General features: G+C 64.2%; 12 protein-coding genes and 1 pseudogene. 6 read left to right on the plus strand and 7 right to left on the minus strand.

All coding sequences use genetic code 11. The features are described 5' to 3' along the window. Positions 1-52 precede the first annotated feature (52 nt). Positions 53-421 (plus strand): annotated as a pseudogene (locus tag KVY23_RS09160) (DsbA family protein); the annotation flags it as partial. A gap of 1 nt (position 422) precedes the next feature. Here KVY23_RS09160 and KVY23_RS09165 read toward each other — a convergent pair. Further along, positions 423-1,505, minus strand: a complete 1,083-nt coding sequence (locus KVY23_RS09165) for a DNA polymerase domain-containing protein (RefSeq protein WP_230556160.1) — start codon at positions 1,503-1,505, stop codon at positions 423-425. Beyond that, positions 1,505-2,572 (minus strand): ATP-dependent DNA ligase, encoded by a 1,068-nt coding sequence (locus KVY23_RS09170; protein ID WP_230556273.1) that lies wholly within the window; start codon positions 2,570-2,572, stop codon positions 1,505-1,507. The genes KVY23_RS09165 and KVY23_RS09170 overlap by 1 nt, the downstream gene beginning before the upstream one ends. Before the next feature lie 138 nt (positions 2,573-2,710). On the opposite strand from KVY23_RS09170, the gene KVY23_RS09175 reads away from it, so the two are divergent. Together KVY23_RS09175 and ilvD are read left to right on the plus strand one after the other, a co-directional pair. Continuing rightward, the gene (locus KVY23_RS09175; protein ID WP_206511025.1) at positions 2,711-3,337 is read left to right on the plus strand and encodes a hypothetical protein; all 627 of its coding nucleotides are present in this window, start codon (positions 2,711-2,713) and stop codon (positions 3,335-3,337) included. 99 nt (positions 3,338-3,436) lie between these two features. Beyond that, complete coding sequence (gene ilvD / locus KVY23_RS09180) at positions 3,437-5,143, plus strand: dihydroxy-acid dehydratase (RefSeq protein WP_206511026.1); 1,707 nt, start codon at positions 3,437-3,439, stop codon at positions 5,141-5,143. 51 nt (positions 5,144-5,194) lie between these two features. Here the strand turns inward: ilvD and KVY23_RS09185 are convergent, their stop codons facing one another. From KVY23_RS09185 to KVY23_RS09195, 3 genes are all read right to left on the minus strand, one after another. Next, positions 5,195-6,979 (minus strand): MFS transporter, encoded by a 1,785-nt coding sequence (locus KVY23_RS09185; RefSeq protein WP_230556161.1) that lies wholly within the window; start codon positions 6,977-6,979, stop codon positions 5,195-5,197. Between the two features lie 283 nt (positions 6,980-7,262). After that, complete coding sequence (locus KVY23_RS09190) at positions 7,263-7,919, minus strand: peptidase S1 family protein (RefSeq protein WP_075837833.1); 657 nt, start codon at positions 7,917-7,919, stop codon at positions 7,263-7,265. An 80-nt stretch (positions 7,920-7,999) separates the two neighbouring features. Beyond that, complete coding sequence (locus KVY23_RS09195) at positions 8,000-8,728, minus strand: DUF6319 family protein (protein WP_230556162.1); 729 nt, start codon at positions 8,726-8,728, stop codon at positions 8,000-8,002. A 166-nt stretch (positions 8,729-8,894) separates the two neighbouring features. Here KVY23_RS09195 and KVY23_RS09200 point away from each other — a divergent pair, with 166 nt between their 5' ends. From KVY23_RS09200 to KVY23_RS09210, 3 genes are read left to right on the plus strand one after another with little or no spacing between them, the layout of a single operon-like run. After that, entirely contained in the window at positions 8,895-11,219 is a 2,325-nt protein-coding gene (locus KVY23_RS09200; protein ID WP_268994929.1) for a glycerol-3-phosphate 1-O-acyltransferase, read from the plus strand. Further along, a complete protein-coding gene (locus KVY23_RS09205) occupies positions 11,219-12,646 on the plus strand; it encodes an HAD-IB family hydrolase (RefSeq protein WP_230556164.1) in 1,428 nt (475 codons plus the stop codon). The genes KVY23_RS09200 and KVY23_RS09205 overlap by 1 nt, the downstream gene beginning before the upstream one ends. Next, positions 12,639-13,676 (plus strand): adenylate/guanylate cyclase domain-containing protein, encoded by a 1,038-nt coding sequence (locus KVY23_RS09210; RefSeq protein ID WP_230556165.1) that lies wholly within the window; start codon positions 12,639-12,641, stop codon positions 13,674-13,676. The genes KVY23_RS09205 and KVY23_RS09210 overlap by 8 nt, the downstream gene beginning before the upstream one ends. Here KVY23_RS09210 and KVY23_RS09215 read toward each other — a convergent pair. Both KVY23_RS09215 and KVY23_RS09220 read right to left on the minus strand, forming a co-directional pair. Next, complete coding sequence (locus tag KVY23_RS09215) at positions 13,658-14,722, minus strand: MSMEG_0565 family glycosyltransferase (RefSeq protein WP_230556274.1); 1,065 nt, start codon at positions 14,720-14,722, stop codon at positions 13,658-13,660. The genes KVY23_RS09210 and KVY23_RS09215 overlap by 19 nt on opposite strands. Positions 14,723-14,733: 11 nt before the next feature. Beyond that, the gene (locus KVY23_RS09220; protein ID WP_230556166.1) at positions 14,734-15,582 is read right to left on the minus strand and encodes a carbon-nitrogen hydrolase family protein; all 849 of its coding nucleotides are present in this window, start codon (positions 15,580-15,582) and stop codon (positions 14,734-14,736) included. Positions 15,583-15,584: the final 2 nt, after the last annotated feature.

Genomic DNA, 15,584 nt, shown 5'->3' on the forward strand with positions numbered 1-15,584 from the left:
GCCCCCTCGACATCGACGCCGGCGATGACACCCGTGGTGTCACCGATGCAGCGTTTCTCGGCATCTTCCGCTCGACGACTACCACCCGCATGCGCGTCACGCTGCGCAGGCCAGCGAGGCTGCAGCTGCTCAGGGCAAGTTCTGGGAGATGGCCGACATACTGTTCGCGCACAGTGACGCCCTGGAACCGGACAATATCGACAGGTACGCAGTCGAATTGGATCTCGACATCGACAAGTTCGACGATGACCTCCGCACCGGCGACTACGTCAACCGAGTGGAGGACGAAGAGTTGGACGCAAACAGCAGTGACGTCGAGGGAACCCCTACCTTCTACCTCGGCCGCGGCGACACCAACTTGGTTCGGCACACCGGACCGTACGACGCCGCCTCGCTGATTCGGGCGTTGGAGCAGGCCTGAACTACTCGATTCGGTTGCCCTGGGCGTCCCAGTGTTCGGCCACCTTCTTCGACGGTTGCACACGGGGCGGCTCGCCGGGCATCTTGGGATAGTCGGGCGGAAAGTTGAGTTCGCCACCGGGCAACGATTCCCACAGCTCGAGGAGTGGGTCGAGCGAGTACGCCTGCGCGTCCATGTCCTCCCAGGGATCACCGTCGGCGAGTCGGTCGAGGACGGTGACGAGATTGAACTCCCGCGGGTCGGTCACCTCGGCGAGCTGCGCCCATGTCATCGGCGTACTCACCGGTGCGCCCGGCCGCGCGCGCAGGCTCCAGGCACTGGCGATGGTTCGGTCTCGGTTGTTCTGGTTGTAGTCGATGAAGATTCGCTCGCCGCGCTCCTCTTTCCACCAGTTGGTGGTCACGCCCTCGTCGCGGCGTTCGAGTTCGCGGCCGAGTCCGATGGCCGCGTGTCGTACCTGCTCGAAGGTGTACTCGGGACGGATGCGGACATAGATGTGAATGCCCCGGTTGCCGCTCGTCTTGGGGTAACCCCGCAGCCCCAGTTCCTCGAGCAGTTCACGTGTCACGTCCGCCACCCGTTGCGTATCGGCGAACGTGGTGCCGGGTTGCGGATCGAGGTCGAGTCGAAGCTCGTCGGGGTGGTCGACATCCGGTCGCCGCACGGGCCACGGATGGAATGTCAACGTGCCCATCTGAGCTGCCCACACCAGCGCGGCGGCTTCGCTCGGGCACAGTTCGTCGGCTCCGCGGCCGGACGGGAACGCGATCTTCACCGTTTCGATCCAGTCGGGGGCACCCTTGGGGAGCCTCTTCTGATAGAAGCCGTCGCCCTCACGATCCTGCGGTCCGGTGGCAAGCCGCATTCCTTCGCGGTAGCCGTCCGGCCAGCGCTCCATGGCGGTCGGACGCTCTCCGATGGCACGCACGAGTGGCTCGCCGACCGCGGCGAAGTACTCGCACACCTGCAGCTTCGTGATGGGCGGAGTGCGCTCGGTGGCCTCGTAGATGACGCGGTCCGGGCTCGATACCCGCACTTCACGGCCACCTGCTTCGACGAATGCGGGCGGAGTCTTCGTTGCCATCAGGACTCCCCGGCGGGGCTGTCGGGGCCCCCGGCGAGCACGTCGGCGACGTCGTAGTCGACCGGGACCTCCAGCTGATCGTAGGTACAGCTCTTCGGGTCGCGATCGGGGCGCCAACGCAGGAACCGCGCGGCGTGCCGAAGCCGTTGCCCTTCCATCTGGTCGTACGCGACCTCGACGACGCGTTCGACGCGCAGCGGCACCCAGCTGCGATCTTTGTTCGAGGTCCATCGGTTGGCCTCGGCGTCGGAGACGACATCCTCGCCGATACGAAGGGGTTGCAGTTCCTCGAGGATCTCTACGCGTCGCTTGTCCGTGAACGCCGAGGCGCCACCGATCATTCGGAGCTGATCTCCGTCGTACAAGCCGAGGAGGAGCGAACCGATTCCGTTGCCGGACTTGTGCACTCGATAGCCGATGAGCGCGCAGTCGGCCGTGCGGGCGTGTTTGATCTTGACCATTTCACGCTTGTTCGATAGGTACACGCTGTCCAGCTTCTTGGCGATGACGCCGTCGAGGCCGGCGCCTTCGAAGCGCTGAAACCAATCCTGGGCGGTGGCGGTGTCGTCGGTAGTACTGGTGATCTGGCACCGATCACCGCCGACCATCACCTCGAGCAGCTTCGCTCTGCGAGCAGCGAACGGCTCGTTCATGAAATCGGTGCCCGAATGCATGAGCAGATCGAAACCGACGAACATCGACGGAGTCTTCTCCGCCAGCATCTGCACACGTGAATCGGCGGGATGGATGCGCTCGGACAGCGCATCCCAGTCGAGCCGAGTGCGTCCGTCGATCTCGCGCGGAACGACGATCTCGCCGTCGACGACGACGCGCTCCGGTAACTCGCGACGTATGGCCTCGACCAACTCGGGAAAGTACCGCGCGAGGTCCTTCCCGCCACGCGACCCCAGCCGCACCTCGTCGCCGTCGCGGAAGACGATGGCACGGAAACCGTCCCACTTCGGCTCGTACAACCACACCGGCGGGCCGTCGCCCGGCTGCTCGGGCACGGTTTTGGCCGCCTTGGCGAGCATCGGCGCGACTGGCCACTCGATGGGTAGGTCCACAGCACCCATAGTGCCTCATCTGCTCTGTGTTTCATCGCTGGTCGGATGGAAAACTGTCTTGCTCGTGCACCCGTCGATCGCACCGGGTATTTTCGAATCTCTTCCGATCCGAGACCAGACATCGAAGGAACAACCGTGATGGCTCCCAATTTCGCAAGGCCGCGCTCGGCAGCGCTGGCCGTCATCGCCTGCGCTGCAATGATCGTTGCGGGGTGCGGAACGGACATCACCCCGACCGCGATTCCGGAGCAGGATCCCGTCGCCTCGTCGCAGCAGAGTACGAGCGAGCCGAGCACCCCCAGCCAGGACCCCGCCCGCGAAGGTGAGGATCTCGGCGGCGACGTCGATATCGATGTCGAGATCGGCGACTGTGTTCGGTTGGGCGGCACCCAGGCGAACGCGACCATCGACAATGCCGAATGCGGCAGTGCGGAGTCGAACTTCGTAGTGATCGCGAAAGCACCCTCACAGGAAGAATGCCCCACCGATATCGACCAGTCGTACTACGAAACGTTCGGTGGGATCGAGCAGGGCGCGCTCTGCCTCGACGTCGACTGGGTGGTAGGAGGGTGTATCGATCTGGGATCGGAGGATCCACAGCGCATCGAATGCCGCGACGCCTCAGCCGCCGAGCCTTCGACCGATTCGTATCTGATAACCGACATCCTGGCCGATACCATCGACGTCGAGCGATGCCCCGATCCAGCGACCGGCGGGTTCCGCTACCCCGAGCGCAACTTCATCGTCTGCTTCGAGGAGCTGTAGTCCGCACGTCGATACATCGTCCCCGGCGCGGACGCCGCACGGTGGCGATTAGGCTGACCGAAGGATACAGCCCATATCCGTGCACAGGTCAGGAGTGTCATGTCGACCGAGAACGAATCGCCGGACGTCAAGCCGAGGAGCCGCGACGTCACCGACGGCTTGGAGAAGACCGCCGCCCGCGGCATGCTGCGTGCGGTCGGGATGGGTGATGACGATTGGGGCAAGTCCCAGATCGGTGTCGCATCGTCGTGGAACGAGATCACCCCGTGCAACCTCTCCCTGGAGCGGCTTGCCAAAGCCGTGAAAGTGGGCGTGCACGCCGCAGGTGGCTTCCCCCTCGAATTCGGCACCATCTCCGTCTCCGACGGCATTTCGATGGGTCACGAGGGCATGCACTTCTCGCTGGTCTCCCGTGAGGTCATTGCCGACAGCGTCGAAACCGTGGTCAGTGCCGAGCGCCTCGACGGATCTGTGCTTCTTGCCGGCTGCGACAAATCGCTGCCCGGAATGCTCATGGCCGCAGCAAGACTGAACCTCGCGAGCGTCTTTCTCTACGCGGGCTCCACGCTGCCGGGATTCGCGACCCTGTCCGACGGTTCCGAACACCAGGTCACCATCATCGACGCCTTCGAGGCCGTCGGCGCGTGTTCGCGCGGGTTGATGTCGCGTGCCGACGTCGACACCATCGAACGCGCCATCTGCCCCGGCGAAGGCGCCTGCGGCGGGATGTACACCGCCAATACGATGGCCAGCGCTGCAGAGGCATTGGGAATGTCGTTGCCCGGCAGCGCTTCTCCACCAGCTCCCGACCGGCGGCGTGATCAGTTCGCTCACGCCAGCGGTGAAGCGGTCGTCGAGATGCTGCGCCGCGGCATCACCGCCCGCGACATCATGACGAAGGAGGCGTTCGAGAACGCCATCGCGGTCGTCATGGCATTCGGCGGGTCGACCAACGCGGTGCTGCACCTGCTGGCCATTGCCCACGAGGCCGAGGTGGAACTGACTCTCGACGACTTCACCCGGGTCGGTTCCAAGGTCCCACACCTCGCGGACGTCAAGCCGTTCGGCAAGCACGTCATGACCGACGTCGACGCGATCGGCGGAGTCCCCGTCGTGATGAAGGCGCTGCTCGACGCCGGCCTCATGCACGGCGACTGCCTCACCGTCACCGGCAAGACAGTCGCGGAGAATCTCGCGCACATCGCACCGCCCGATCCCGACGGCAAGGTGCTTCGTGCGATGAACGAGCCCATCCACCCCACCGGCGGCATCACGATCCTGAAAGGTTCGCTGGCCCCGGGCGGTGCGGTGGTCAAGTCCGCCGGTTTCGATTCCGACGTCTTCGTCGGTACGGCAAGGGTTTTCGAGCGCGAGCGCGCCGCAATGGATGCGCTCGAGGACGGCACCATCACCGAAGGCGACGTCGTCGTCATCCGCTACGAGGGCCCCAAGGGCGGTCCGGGTATGCGCGAGATGTTGGCCATCACGGGTGCGATCAAGGGCGCCGGTCTCGGCAAGGACGTCCTGCTTCTCACCGATGGGCGCTTCTCCGGCGGCACCACCGGCCTGTGTGTCGGTCACGTCGCCCCCGAGGCCGTCGACGGCGGTCCCATCGCTTTCGTTCGGGACGGCGACCAGATTCGCTTGGACGTCGGAAAGGGCACCCTCGACCTGCTGGTCGACGAATCCGAACTCGAATCCCGCCGCGAAGGCTGGGCGCCCCTACCGCCCCGCTACACCCGCGGCGTTCTCGCGAAGTACGCCAAGCTCGTCGGCTCGGCGTCGAGCGGTGCAGTGCTCGCTTAGCGGGAATCGCCACAGGTTCATCACTACAGAGGCATCACTACAGGGTCATCACTACAGGGGCATCGCCCACGCCGGGCTCGACCGCTCCTCGAGTTCGGTGTGTAGGCGAGTGTGTATGGGATGGGCGGAATCGGCGAACTGATAGATGTTCAGCCTGTCCTGCGACGAGGTCGAAGTGCTCGATTGAGCTGCCGCCGGTCGTTCCATCAGACGTTCGAGCTCTTCGACCTCACGCGCTGCAGCTGAATCGAACACAGCACGATCGAACGCCGGCGGCAACATGAGCGCGACGATCACCGCACCCACGCCGAATACGACGGCTGCAATCAGCGATGTCTCAACGACGGCACCGACGAAGGAGCTGATCGCGTTGAGCTGCAGGTTGTCCGCGTAGCCGGTGAGAAAGGGGTTCTCGCGCAAGATGTCCGCGACGATGACGGCTCCCGCCACCGAATCCCCGGATGCTTCGATGGCCTGTGCCGCTTGCTCGGTCGGCTCGCCTCCTGGCCCTCTGCCGGGGAAGCCGGTGAGGAACTCGGCGATTCCGTTGCGGTAAGAGGTTGCGAGAACCGAGCCGAGTATGGCGATTCCGAGTGATCCACCCAGTTCGAGTGCGGTGTCGTTGAGTCCGCCGGCGACGCCGAGTTTGTTGTCGGGAAACTCGGCCATGATCGCGTCGGTGCACGGGGACACGCTGAGACCGATGCCCAGACCGAGGAGGGTCAACACCGGAAGGAAGTCCGAATAGCCTGCACCGGTTTCGATTCCGAGCATAGAGACCATCGCGAGGGTGCCCACCACCATGCCGGCAGTGACGGTATACCTCATGCCCAGTTTCGGCGTCAGCCACTGGGTGATGCCGGATCCCACGAACACCGCGACCGCGAGGGGCAGCAGATGCACGCCGGTGGATACGGGCCCGAAACTCAGCACGAACTGAAGGTATTGCGCGACATAATAAATGGCGCCGAAGGTGACGAGGAAGAACAGCAGCACCGCCAACACGGCTCCACTGAGCGCGCGGGAGCGGAAGGATCGAACGTCCAGCAGCGGGTTGGGGTGGCGGAGTTCCCAGGCAACGAAAGCTGCACCGCTCAGCAGTCCCACGACGGCGAAGTACGTCGGCGCGATCCCCCAGCCGGAGTGCATTCCCTCGATGATCGCGTATACGGCTGACGAGACGGTCAGCACCGACAGCAGGCCACCGAGCCAATCGATAGGTCCGGGATCGACGGCCCGCGACGGCGGTACCAGCGCAATGGCGGCGCCGATAGCGAAGAGCGTGATGGGCACGTTGATGAGGAAACTCGAACCCCACCAGTAGCTTTCGAGCAGCCATCCCGCGAGCAACGGGCCCATCGCGATCGCCAGACCCGAGGTGGCAACCCAGATGGTGACTGCGGTGGCGCGCTCACGCTTGGGGAAGGTCGCGACCAGGAGCGACAGTGTCGCCGGCATGACGATCGCGGCGGCGACGCCCATCACGATGCGCGCCAGAATCACCCCGAGAGTGACGTCGGTGAGGGCGCCGGCGATCGAACCGGCTGTGAAGATCAGCAAGCCGATGATCAGTGCTCCACGGCGACTGTACCGATCGCCGATCACGCCGAACAGCAGCATCAATGCCGCGTACGGAACGGTGTATCCGTCTATCACCCACTGCAAGTCACTGCTGGAGAGCGCCAGATCCATCGTCATGGCCGGCGCAGCAACGAGTAGTGACGTGTTGGCCATGACGACGACCAGCAGGCTCAGGCACAGCACCCCCAGTGCGGCCCAACGTTTCTTGTACGGCCTCTCCATCTCTTGGACAGGCGTCATCGCGAGCAATGTCATGTGTGTTCCCCCCTATGGCGCAGTGCAACTGACACGCGAAGCGAGCAGTACGACACACCGAGCACAATGCTGTGCAGCCTAGGAACATTGAACTAAGGTGCGCAAACCGATGTGGCGGCAGTTACATCTGGGGCGGATGCGCTCGAGGCCCGTCACGAATGATTGTCGATAACACTGTGATCGAGGGGAGTCGGGGCGTCTATGCAGAGAAAAATGCCACCGTGTCGGTGATCCGACACGATGGCATTCTTCTCGCCCTTGCTGAGCGATCAAGCTGGGGCGATCAAGCTATCGGGGTGAAACCTGCTCCGACGGCATTGCCGTTATCGATATGGCGCAGGATGGCATCGATATTGGTGCCCACCTGGGGGCCGAAGCATGCGACACCGAGGTACGCGTTGACCATGCCGACGAGTGTGGTGCCGACGACGACCGGGCTGCCCGAGTCACCCTCGACGACGCACAGTTGCGACCAGGTCTCCTGCGACTGCAGAACATCGCCGTACGCGACGCCGCACGTGTTTCCGGTGGTGCGGCCTTCCTTGCAGACGATGTTCGGGAACAGGGCCGGGGGGCCGAGCTGGGTGATCGAGACGTTGCCGATCCGGTTGACCGGGATGACCTTGGCGCGGTCGAACTCGATAACCGCATAGTCGTATTCCGGGTTCGAGAACGCGATGCGTCCGACGACACCGGCCGAGGGGTCGTACTCGGGCACGATCGTCGCGCCCGCGCCACCGCAGTGGCCTGCGGTAATCCCGATGAGGCGCCCCGCGCGATCGTTGCCGATCGTGGTCAGCGTGCACTCCGAGGCGTTGCCGACGATGATGCCGGAGCCACCCCCCAGTACCGCCGGAGCCGCAGCGGATGCGGTGCCGACGCCGAAGCTTGCAGCAACAGCGGCTGCCGCGACGACGACGGTCATGAACTTCTTCAACATTTAATCCCTCTCCAGCGGTGTCCGCAGAACCCTAGCAACAAGTTGCACCAATGGACGAGTACCTAGGCTAAGTGCTTCACTCAGGGATTCTCGCCGTCGAGCGCAGCGAGCATGGACTGCGCCTCTTCGAGTTGACGCCTCAACTCCGCAACGCGCTGCGACGCTTCCTCCCGCGCGTGCGTGATGACTGCCTCGACCGCCTGAACAGCGGAATCGTCGCCGAGTTCTTTCACCGCACGCGAGACCGACTCCGGAGACACGGGCTGGGCCTTTCCAGGGCGCCGAGCGCCGTGTGTGACCGTCACGGACCAGTCGTTGTCCACTCCGGCGTGAATGGTGACGCTGACACTGTCTGGGCCTTTCCGCGCCTTCCTCGCCGCAGGCTTCGGGGCGGGCGAGGGCGTGACAACGGCAGGGGCGGCAGGCGCAGGTGCGGTAGGCGAAGGCGTAGGCGTAGGCGTAGGTGATGCAACCCTCGGGGCCACCTTGGCGGCAGGCCTGGAGGCCGGCTTAGATGCGGCAGGCTTGGCTGCAGATGGCTTGGCCGGGCTGGCCGGCGGGTTCCGGGTGATCCGGAGTTCGTCGGCTTCGAAAGGTAGTTCGTCGTCGACGCCCTTGGGCCTGATGGTGACGGTGTTTCCGTCGATCGAGACCACCTTCGCCGACGTGCCCTCGGGCAGCGCGAGGCTCGGCGTCGGCTCGATGAGATAGACCGTGGCGCGTTTGCCCTCGGCAAGGGCGTGGGCCAGTGACTCGAGATTCTCGGGCGTGAGAGAGCCTGTTGGCGTCGAACGTCTACGCGGTGGCATCGTGGCAGCCTTCTGGTCGAAAGTATTTGCGAATACTGTCCCACATCGGTCTCTCGCGCAACCCGATCGGTGTGGGATAACGGATGTGAAACTCGTATATCGGTCGTGCTGCACAAGTAGCCTGACTCCCGTGCCTGTCGGACGGGTACGTGAACGGGAGGGCTCGATGTATCACGTCGATTCGAATGCGCAGACCACGGACAACGGACAGCAGGTGTATTTGCTCGACGCTGCGTCGACCCTCGAAGTGCAGGCACTGAACCAATGGATCGATGCGACGACACCCGACGGTGAGCTACGACCACCGTCCGTTGTGCTCTCCGGTGAAGCCTCGCTTCAACTCGCCGATCATGTCCGCGGTCTCGCCGAGGATCCGCTGCTGATTCCGCTGCGGGTGACGCTCACTCAGCGCAAGCGCGGCGGCATCGTGCGGCGCTTGCTCGCGCCGCGCGGCAACTCGATGCCGACGAAAGCGTGGCAACGGTGGGTCCAGAACGACGATCCCGAGCACTCGGCGGTCCTCGTCGGCGAACCGGCCACACTCCGCGACCTCGAGAGTCGGTTCGATCGCGCCGGGGCCAACTCCCTTTCCTCGTTCATTCACCGGCAGGCGAGCTTGGCGCTCGATCGCGCAGAACGCGACGTGATCGGGTCCGAGTACAAGATTCCTCGCTTCGTCGTCGAGGACATGACGGATCAGAAGAAATTTCGCGACGGTATGGCGGAACTCGCCGAGCAGGTCGGCGAGGACGTACCCGAGGTCGAGCGTCGCGTGCACGGGATCCTGCACGAAATGGTCGCCACCGAGACGCGCCGCGCCGTCGAGATGTGGGGCACGCTCGGCGCCTACTTCTCTCGCGCCTACCACGTCGACGTCGATCGAACCCAGCTGCAGAAGGTTCGCGAACTCAACAAGAACTATCCGCTGGTGTTCCTGCCCAATCACCGTTCCTATCTGGACCCGCTGGTGCTGCGGCCTGCGCTGTTGACCGAGGGCCTCCCTCTCAACCATGTGATGGGCGGAATCAACGTCGGCTTCTGGCCGCTCGGCCCCATCGCCAAACGCAGCGGCGTGGTGCTGATCCAACGCAAGTTCTCGGACGAGATCTACAAGTGGACGCTGCGGCAGTACATGAGCTTCCTGCTCAGCAAGCGCTTCAACCTGGAGTGGTACATCGAGGGCGGCCGCAGTCGCACCGGCAAGCTGCGCCCCCCGCGTTTCGGACTGCTGTCGTACCTCGTCGACGCGTTGGAGAACAGCGACGCCGAGGACGTATATCTCGTCCCGACGTCCATCACCTACGACCGCCTGCACGAGGTCGGCGCCATGGCCGCGGAGTCGCACGGCGCGCAGAAACAGGCCGAGGGCATTCGGATGCTCATCGGCTACATTCGCGCGCAGGGCAAGCTTCGCGGAAATGTCTTCCTCACATTCGGTGAACCGATCTCCGTCAAGTCGGTCGTCGAGGACAATCCCGACAAGCGGGTTGCAGTGCAGAAGATCGCGATCACCGTCGCGCACGCCATCAACAACACCACCCCGGTCACCCCCGCCGCCCTCGTCACGATGGCGCTGCTCGGTATCGAGGACCGCGCCCTGAACGTGCACGAGATGTGGGCGATCATCTCCCCACTGGCGCGCTACATCAACAAGCGTGGGTTGCCTACGGCGGGCGGTTGCGACATCAGCGAGGTCGACGTCGTGCGCTCCGCTGTGATCGCCCAGGTCAATGCAGGCGTCGTCAAGCGTTTCGACGAGGGACCCGAACCGGTCTTCTACCTCGCCCAGGACAAGCATCTGGTGGCGGCGTTCTTCCGCAACAGCGCCATCCACTACTTCGTCATGCGTGCGATCGGCGAACTCGTCGTACTGCCCCATCGCGACCAGAGCGCGGAGTCCACCCCGGAGTCCATGTGGCAGTCCGCACTCCAGCTCCGTGACCTGCTCAAATTCGAGTTCTTCTTCGGTGACAAGAACGACTTCGGTAGCCGGCTCGAGGACGAGTTCTCCCTGATCGATCCCGATTGGCGCACCAATCTCGCCGACCCCGAATACGCCACCCGGCAGCTACAGTCACAGGACCTGCATCTCGCGCACCGCGTTCTGCAACCGATTCTGGAGGCGTACCAGGTGGTGGCCGACCAGCTGATGATGCAGCCGGTGGACTCACCTTTCGACAAACCTGCGTTCGTCGCGCAGTGCCTCGGCGCCGCGCAAGCCAGACGCCTCCGTCAGCAACTGGACCACAGCGAGTCCATCTCGGGCGAATTATTCGACACTGCACTGCAATTGGCCGAGAATCGAAACCTCGTCGATCCGAGTAGTGACAATCTCGCGCAGCGCCGCCGCGACTTCGCCCAGGAGATCAACGAGTGGGCGAGGAAGGCAAGACTGATTCGCGACATGGCACACTGCATGCTCGACGAGGTGGACCCGCTGACCGTGCCCAGCAAGGCAACCAGCAACGACGATCACGAGGACGACGCCTGATGATCGACCTGCAACACCAACTGGATGCGATCGCAGCCGCACCCACCGGACCGGACATCACTGCATTCTTCGACTTCGACGGCACACTCATCGATGGGTTCTCCGCCAAAGCCGTCTTTCTCGAACGGCTCAAGACGCTCGATGTGACGGTCCGAGAGCTGTGGGAGATCTCCAGCGCCGTGGTCGAGATGCGCATGCGAAATTCACCCGTCGACAACTTGATGGGCAAAGCCGTCAGGGGATTGGAGGGGCGCCTCGAATCCGATCTGATGGATCAGGCCTACACCCTCTTCCGCAACGAGATCGCGTCGATGATCTACCCGCAGGCACGCATCCTCGTCGAAGCCCACCGCCGCGCCGGTCACCGACTCGTGATTGCGACCTCGGCCACCCCGTACCAGGCGATCCCGGCGCAGGAAGACCTGATGTTCGACGACTTGCTTTGCACCACACCGGTGGTCGTCGAAGGTGTGCTCACCGGTGAACTCGTCGGCAGCTCACTGTGGGGCCCGCGCAAGGCCCAGGCCGTCATCGACTACGCCGACCGCGAAGGTCTCGACCTGGCCGTCTGCTTCGGCTATTCCAACGGCGGCGAGGACGTGCCCCTCCTCGAATCCGTCGGGCACCCCCTTGCAGTCAATCCCGACGATGCACTCTCCCGCCACGCCGCCAAGGTGGGCTGGCAGACACTGCAGCTCGAGCGGCCCAAGCGCGGCACCGACATCACCTCGGCGGTGCGCAGCACGGCTGCGCTCGGCTCCGTCCTCGCCAGCGCCGGATTCGGCCTCGGGCTCGGGCTGCTGACCCGCAGCCGCCGAACGGGCGCCAACATCACCTCCTCCATCGCCCCGGACATCGCCCTGACGATCGCCGGCATCGATCTGGACGTGACAGGGACCGAGAACGCGTGGTCCGCGCGGCCTGCCGTCTTCATGTTCAACCACCAGAGCAGCGCGGATTCCGTCATCGTCGCCTCGATTCTGCGACGTGACATCACCGCCGTCGCCAAGCGCGAACTCGAACACGACCCTCGGTTCGCCCTCCTCGGGAAGATCTTCGACGTCGCCTATATCGACCGAGGCGATCCCGCGCAGGCTCGAGAAGCGCTGCGCCCCGCGATCGAGAAGCTGCACTCGGGCATTTCGGTCGCGATCGCCCCCGAGGGCACGCGGATGCCGACCTCGCGACTCGGCCGGTTCAAGAAGGGCGGCTTCCACCTGGCGATGCAGGCGGGGGTACCGATCGTGCCCATCGTCATTCACAACGCCGGCGACGTAATGTGGAAAAGAGACTTCATCGCGCATTCCGGTACCGTCAAGGTCACCGTCGGTGAACCCATCTCCACTGCAGACTGGGTGCCAGAGAAGATCGACAACTACATCGACGACGTCAGATCATTCTTCGACAGAACGTTGGGACATGCCTGAGCACGACATCAGCTCTGTCGTACAAGCCGAGATCGAGAGCAACCTCCTCGGTGGACGGCCCAAGTACACCCGTGCGGAGATCGTGGCCAAATCAGGGTTGGCACGCGAACGAGTGCAGCAACTTTGGATCGCCATGGGCTTCCCGATCAATACCGACCCCGATGCGCTCGCCTACACCGACGCCGATCTCGATGCCCTGAGGATGATCACCGGCCTCACCGAGCAGAACGTGATCAGACCGGAGATGGAGGTCGCGATCGCCCGAACTCTCGGGCAGACGATGTCGCGGCTGACCGAGTGGCAGGTCGGGGTCGTCAACACTCACATTCACGACCGAGTGAGCGAGGGCGCCGAGGGCGCAGACCTCGAATCCATTCGACGTGATGCCAGAGCCATTGCCGCACAAACCGTCCCGACGCTCGAAGCGCTGCAGTCGTACACTTGGCGCAGGCACCTCGCCGCAACGGCAGGCCGTTCCATTGCCGACCCGAACGAGGAAACCACCAGTCCCACGCTGGCCGTCGGTTTCGCGGACATGGTCGGTTATACGAGCCTCACTCGCAGATTGGCAATCGAGGAACTCACCGCCCTCCTCGAAGAATTCGAGTCGGCGGCATCGGACATCATCGCTCGTGGCCGTGGATCGATCATCAAGAACGTGGGCGACGAGGTGATGTTCAGCGCCCAGACCCCCGAGGATGCCGCCCACATCGCCTTGGACCTGCAGGACGCGTTCGCCGCCAAGGAGGACATGCCCGAGCTCCGCGTGGGTCTCGCCTGGGGTCCAGTCCTCGCTCGATACGGCGACCTGTACGGATCGGTGGTCAATATGGCTGCGAGGCTGACCAGTTCGGCGTATCCGGGAACAATACTGATGGACAGCACCATGGCCGAGGCGCTGGAGGACGACTCCGAGTTCTACCTCAAAGCGCTACGTTCGATGCGAGTTAGAGGGTTCCACAAACTCAGACCGCATGCCCTGCGCCGCAACAAGGACCATCGCCAGCGGGATCAGCCCACGGAACGGTAGAACTCCAAGTGGCGCTGTGCGGCTGCGTCCCAGGTGAGACTCCGCGCCAGCGCACGGCCGGCGGCGCCGTCGTGTCGCCGATCCAGGGCGGCCGCCAAGCTCCGCGACATGCCTACATGGTCGGCTGCATAGGCGACCGTCTCGCCGAAGACCTCACGGAGCACAGGCAGATCGCGCGCGACCACGGGCGTCCCGGCAGCGAGCGCCTCCATCGCCGCGAGCCCGAAGCCTTCCTTGGTCGAGAAGAACGGCAGCACCGACGCCTGCGCCAGCAGGAACGGTAGATCGTCATTGTCGACCGTTCCGAGCACGATCGGTTCGATGCCGAGTTCTGCTGCGCGCCTGTCGAACTGACACCGATAGTCACGGTAGTCGAACAGAGTCTCTCCACCCGCGAAGACCAACGCCAGCTCCGGCGTGTTCAGCAACGCGAACGCCTCGAGCAGATCGATCGAACCTTTGCGTGGCTCGATACCGCCGACAGCCAGCACGTACTGTCCGAACTTCCGGCGCCATCGGTCACCACCGCCCACGGAAGCAGCCTCGAAACGCGCCGACTCGACGCCGTTGGGGATGACGGTCGGATTCAGACCCCACCCTCGACAAACCTCCTCCGCCACCGCTGCCGAGACGCAGATCCGAGCATAGGGCTCGGTGACGGCGCGCTCGTGGCAGACCGCGAGCTCCGGCGTCGTGAACTCGTCGAGGTGGTGAATCGTTCGGATGCACCTGCCGACCGCATTCGCCGAGATGCAATCCTGGGCGTGGACGATGTCGAAACGACCAGCTCGCGAGAACGCCTCGCCCAGAACATCTATGGATCGAACGATCCGCTCGCCCACGCTCTCGTCCACCCGCGACTCGAACGGCACCATCTCCACCGTCACCGCGTCATCCACCGGACGGAAGAACGCATCGTCCCCACCCCGACCGAGCGAGAACACCGTGACCTCGGCACCAGCGCGTGCCAGCGCCTCCGCCAGATGCAGGGTATGCACCACCCCACCACGCGGCTTCGACGAATACGTCAGCAGGGCAACGTGCAGCGACTCCACGGTCATTGCAGTTCCTTCTCCAGCAGGTTCGGGTAGCTGTCCACCCGACGCTCCTGCAAGTGGTACAGGACCCGCCTGGCGCGGTCGACCTCGGCGTCGATGTCGATGTCGCACACGGCCAGACCGCCTTTGGACCATGTCTTCGCCAGCACATCTCCACCCGGACCGACGATCTTCGCCTGGCCCAGGAATCGAAGTGAACCCATGGTGCCGGTCTGGTTGGACGAGACGAGGACCACCTGATTCTCCGCGGCACGAGCTGCGTCGTACAGGTCGAACAGTCTCGACTGACGATCGTTCGGCAGGCTGGACGCGCGATCGGTGATACTCGCGGGCCACGCCGACAACGCGGCGATGACACGCGCGCCGTCCAGCGCCAACGTGCGTGCGGATTCGGGGAAGGTCTTGTCGTAGTCGATCAACATCCCCATGCGGCCCACCGGAGTGTCGAAGGCATCGAACCGGTCACCGGCGGCGTAGGCCAGAGATTCCCCCAGCGGCTGGTGGACCTTCCGGTGACTACCCAACACACCGTCACCGGTGACGCAGGCAGCCGCGTTGTAGCGCAGCCCGTTCGACAGTTCGGTGTATCCGATGCATACGGTCATCGCACCTGCGGCGAGCCGGATCGCAGTGATCTCCGGGCCATCCACGTCGAGAGTCGGAGGCAGCTCCGAAACATCGGGGTTCCGCAAACTGTCGATGTACCCACCCAGCGACGCGTCGGGCAGCACGAGCAGGTCGATACCGTCCCGCTTCGCACCCTCGATGATCGTCGTGATCTTGAGTACCGCGCGGTCGACGTCTCGACCGAAATGCGCGGCGAGCGCACCTATCCGAACCACAGCCACAG

The sequence above is a fragment of the Rhodococcus sp. I2R genome, from assembly GCF_020889545.1.
Classification (GTDB): Bacteria; Actinomycetota; Actinomycetes; order Mycobacteriales; family Mycobacteriaceae; genus Rhodococcoides.